Source organism: Prolinoborus fasciculus (genome assembly GCF_056724605.1).
The window spans coordinates 1-3,600 of sequence record NZ_JBWZQN010000111.1 but is presented as its reverse complement, the minus strand read 5'-3'; the positions used below and the strand labels follow the sequence as shown (position 1 = coordinate 3,600).

Sequence of the window (3,600 nt, the reverse complement as noted above, 5' to 3'; positions counted from 1 at the left end):
ATACAAAATAATTCGGTAATATAGTCCATGAAAAAGCCTTGCTCTGAAATGTTTTGTCTTCGTAACCAAGATATTACAGATGCTAAGGCTTTTTTTTATTTATTTTTTATGTCGAACTCAGGTTAAAATAGAAATATTTGTCTCCATCCTAGCCGTAATAATTATTTCTACTATTATTTATCTTGTATGTCAGTAAGTTAGTAAGCCAAGAACCTCCTTCGGGAGGTTTTTGATAGATGGGATTTTTAAACTTGTTATCTAAAATTAATATTGAATGAGAGTCAAAATAGCTAAACACAACTTTACAAAGTTACCTTCCTAGGCGTTAGATAAATTTGAAAAGTGATGTAAAGTGACGCCCTTAACGCAAGGGGATATTATGAAAAATTTAGGCCTATTATTTTTTATTATGATTTTAGCGGGTTGCGGACACAGAGAATCTAACGGTCAGCAACCTGATCTAGAAACAATCAAGAAAGAACAGCTTGAATTTGCAAAAGAAGCCACTAAAGAATTCATTCCCAATCCTGATTCAGCTAAGTTCCGGAATCAAGTCGGGGATTGTGGGGAAGTTAGCTATAAGGAAGTAGGGGGCACAGATATTGATTTCCAGCGTTTCATTGTGCTTGAAAAGAATATAGTGCTTGTAGAAAATCAGATGGATCCAAAGCAATTTGAGCTTTCATGGAAAAGCTCCTGCACACCAAGTTGGAATAAATAATTATAAGGCCCTCATTTGAGGGCTTTACTTTATTCATCAGATGATTCGGGTGTGTTTGCTTGCTTCCTTGCATGCTCTAAAGCAACCTGTTGTGCTTCAGCTGCAGCAGTAGCTTCAATTGGTGGTTCTGATGCAATAGCTGCGGTGCCAGTGAATCCGAATAAAGCCAATATTAGAATTTTCGAATACTTTTTCATTTGAATTTCCTCTACGTCTCTAAAGCTTAAATTCAGTGTAGAGAATGATTTAAATCACGGATGTATCAGCTATGTCGGGATATGTAAGATATTCAAGGCTAGAGTTAGAAGGATCTAGTTTTGCGTAAGAATGCTTTTCGGTTGAAACTTTTTGTTGAGTTGCTTAACGAAATGTTTGAATGCTTCAGTAGGTAGCTACACTCTAAAGAAACTTCCCTAACTTCTAAATCTTTGTAACATCCAATAATTTTTTTGTAATATTTATGTTATTAATTGTTTGCTTTGCTTATCATATGAATGATGAAAAGTGGAGCACCGAAAATGCTAACGAAAACAGAAATCGTTGTTGTCATACTAATGGTACTAGCCTTAATTTTCATCGTTTATGAGATGGGACAAGGTGGTAGTTGGACTTTATAGAATTCAGCCTTTATTAAAGTTAAAAGAAAAGCACCTCCGGGTGCTTTTTTAATGCATAAAATTTATCTCGAGATTCCATCATGAATGACTTTTTCCTAGCAACAAATCGAAGCATCAAAATCAATGACATTGAAGTCCGCCAGATCCAGATGAAAGACTTTGATACCTGGGCAATGCATGCTGAGTTGATTAAGAACTTCATCAAAGACCAGAATCATTCAGATGAGATTTTGACAGGGCTATTCAAGGCTCATGGTGTACAGGTCATTTCGACCATGGCATGTGTCACTGATCTGAACAATGAATCACTGGTAGAACTTGCTGCTGATGAGCAGGGATTTAAAGAGCTACTTAAGGCGGTACTTCTGATCAACCAAGCTTACTTCAAATACGAAAAGCCTAAACGTGGCATTAAAAAGAAAGATGACTCCACCTGGTTTGATTCATTCCAGTTTCTGGTATCAATGGGCCATCGGCACAGTGAAATCATGGAAATGACCTACGGCGCATTCCAAGGTTATGTCAAAGCAGCAAACAAGCTGTATAAGCAGGGAATCTTCAATAACGCCGTTGCTGGTCGTGTGGCACAGTCTGACAAAAAGGGCTTTGAATCATTCAAGAAAGAAATGGTTTCTGATTGATCAAGTAGCACCCTAAAGTTATGATGTGGAAATAATAATTTAGGGGATTATAGTGGCTATAAAATTTTGTAAATCGTGTAAAAAGCCAATGAGGCCTACTGATACTCATTGCAAAACATGCGGCAAGGAATACAAAAACAGCCCAGTAATTTTGATCGTCATAGCACTTATTGTTTTCGGTGCTGGATATTTTGCTTGGGGGAAATACCAACAGAATGAAGCTGAAAAACTAGTTGCTGCTCAAGCAGAGAGGGATAAAAAAATCAGTGAAGCTAAAGCTGAGTTGCTAAATGCTGGTATAGATCCAGACGATGCACAAAAAGTCGCTGAAGTTAAAGTTGATAATGTAACCATTACCAATCCCCAACATATAAAGGTTTTTAACGAAATTTTTTCTGAATGGGAGGATGCAGAAAAAGTAGCAGCCTCAACTGGTCGGATAGCACTAGCCCAACCAGTTGCCAAACTACAAGAAATCAAAAGAAGGCTTGCAGCCGAATCATATGCTGGATGTATGGAAACAACTAGGATTTTATATGTTGCTGCTATGAACTCTCAGATTGAGGCCTATTTAGATTTCATGAGAGGGAAAGAGGGAGAGGCAGCAGCTCAAATAAAATTTATTGATTATGAGAAACAGGTTGAGCAGGCCAAAAAAGAATATATTAGGTGCAAGCCTACTCAGAATATGAGCAGCGTATGAAGCAAAAGCACCCTAGGGTGCTTTTTTGATGCTTCTCATATTTGAGAATCGCTTTTAGATTCTCAAGCCCTTCATAACAACTTGCGTGTAATTATGGTTAAGGATTAGAACTAACCTGAAAATTGATTATATAGTACAAAAGGCGAAAAGATTTCTCTATCACATGAAGAGAAATTGCAGCAAGGTTTAAAAAATTATAGGGATAAATATGAAAAACGGTTTATTAAGAGTGCTTGTTGTTAATGCAAATGATTCTATCGTTGTAGAAAAGAAGCAAACACTACCTATTACTTTAAGTGTAAATGGCCAGTTGATTAGTGGTGAATTAATATCAAGAAGTGAGTTTTTCACTCTCGAACAGAATGTAATCTTAAAACATCATGTAGATATTATTGATGCACAGATAGTCGAAGAAAAAGGCGAAATTCCAGAAACGCCAATGGATGAACTTCAATATCTTCATCTAAAAAATGCTGCGTATTGGGTGAATGGGGTTAAAGTTCCTTCAAGCCAAACAAGTATAATAGTCAACATAGACTCGGTAGATGCATTTAATCTCGGAATGCTGCAATCTAGCCAATAGACTCTTTTAATTATTGCATAAGCTCACTTCGGTGGGCTTTTTTTATACCCAAAAAAAGCAAAAAGCCCATGATTACGAGTCACGGGCTTTTTTGTGTTCACAACCTTATGGCAGAAGGAAGCAAACCATAGATGAATTTTAACCTAGATTTAAAGGTTGATAAAGCAATGAATCAATTATCAGAAAGTAAAGCATTAAGGCGCTGGACAGAGGTGGTCCCACTTGTTTGAACAACTAAAAGCTTATTTATAAGTGATATTCTGCTCTAGTTAAGCTACCTTATTTTGTTGTGGTAGCTGGTCATAGTAAAACTCATCTGGAGTCATTTTGTCCAG

5 protein-coding genes are annotated in these 3,600 nt (G+C 36.8%); 4 read left to right on the top strand and 1 reads right to left on the bottom strand.

Going from position 1 to position 3,600, the window contains the following annotated elements:
• The first annotated feature begins 379 nt into the window (after positions 1-379).
• Positions 380-721, top strand: a complete 342-nt coding sequence (locus AC1P5O_RS16260) for a hypothetical protein (protein ID WP_004730163.1) — start codon at positions 380-382, stop codon at positions 719-721.
• 29 nt (positions 722-750) lie between these two features.
• On the opposite strand, the gene AC1P5O_RS16255 is transcribed toward AC1P5O_RS16260, so the two are convergent.
• Positions 751-918, bottom strand: coding sequence for a hypothetical protein (locus AC1P5O_RS16255; protein WP_004279621.1), 168 nt, complete (start codon positions 916-918; stop codon positions 751-753).
• Between the two features lie 500 nt (positions 919-1,418).
• Here AC1P5O_RS16255 and AC1P5O_RS16250 point away from each other — a divergent pair, with 500 nt between their 5' ends.
• The 3 genes from AC1P5O_RS16250 (at position 1,419) to AC1P5O_RS16240 (ending at position 3,265) form a co-directional block, all read left to right on the top strand.
• A complete protein-coding gene (locus AC1P5O_RS16250) occupies positions 1,419-1,979 on the top strand; it encodes a hypothetical protein (RefSeq protein WP_004279623.1) in 561 nt (186 codons plus the stop codon).
• Between the two features lie 52 nt (positions 1,980-2,031).
• On the top strand, positions 2,032-2,682 hold the full coding sequence (locus AC1P5O_RS16245; protein WP_004279625.1) for a hypothetical protein: 651 nt from the start codon (positions 2,032-2,034) through the stop codon (positions 2,680-2,682).
• Positions 2,683-2,890: 208 nt separating this feature from the next.
• A complete protein-coding gene (locus AC1P5O_RS16240) occupies positions 2,891-3,265 on the top strand; it encodes a GvpU-like protein (RefSeq protein WP_004279626.1) in 375 nt (124 codons plus the stop codon).
• The last annotated feature ends 335 nt before the right edge of the window (positions 3,266-3,600 follow it).

Excerpts from the sequence above, each read along its gene's own strand:
- AC1P5O_RS16260 (WP_004730163.1), top strand. The coding sequence starts at position 380 with ATGAAAAATTTAGGCCTATTATTTTTTATTATGATTTTAGCGGGTTGC.
- AC1P5O_RS16255 (WP_004279621.1), bottom strand. The coding sequence starts at position 918 with ATGAAAAAGTATTCGAAAATTCTAATATTGGCTTTATTCGGATTCACT.
- AC1P5O_RS16250 (WP_004279623.1), top strand. The coding sequence starts at position 1,419 with ATGAATGACTTTTTCCTAGCAACAAATCGAAGCATCAAAATCAATGAC.
- AC1P5O_RS16240 (WP_004279626.1), top strand. The coding sequence starts at position 2,891 with ATGAAAAACGGTTTATTAAGAGTGCTTGTTGTTAATGCAAATGATTCT.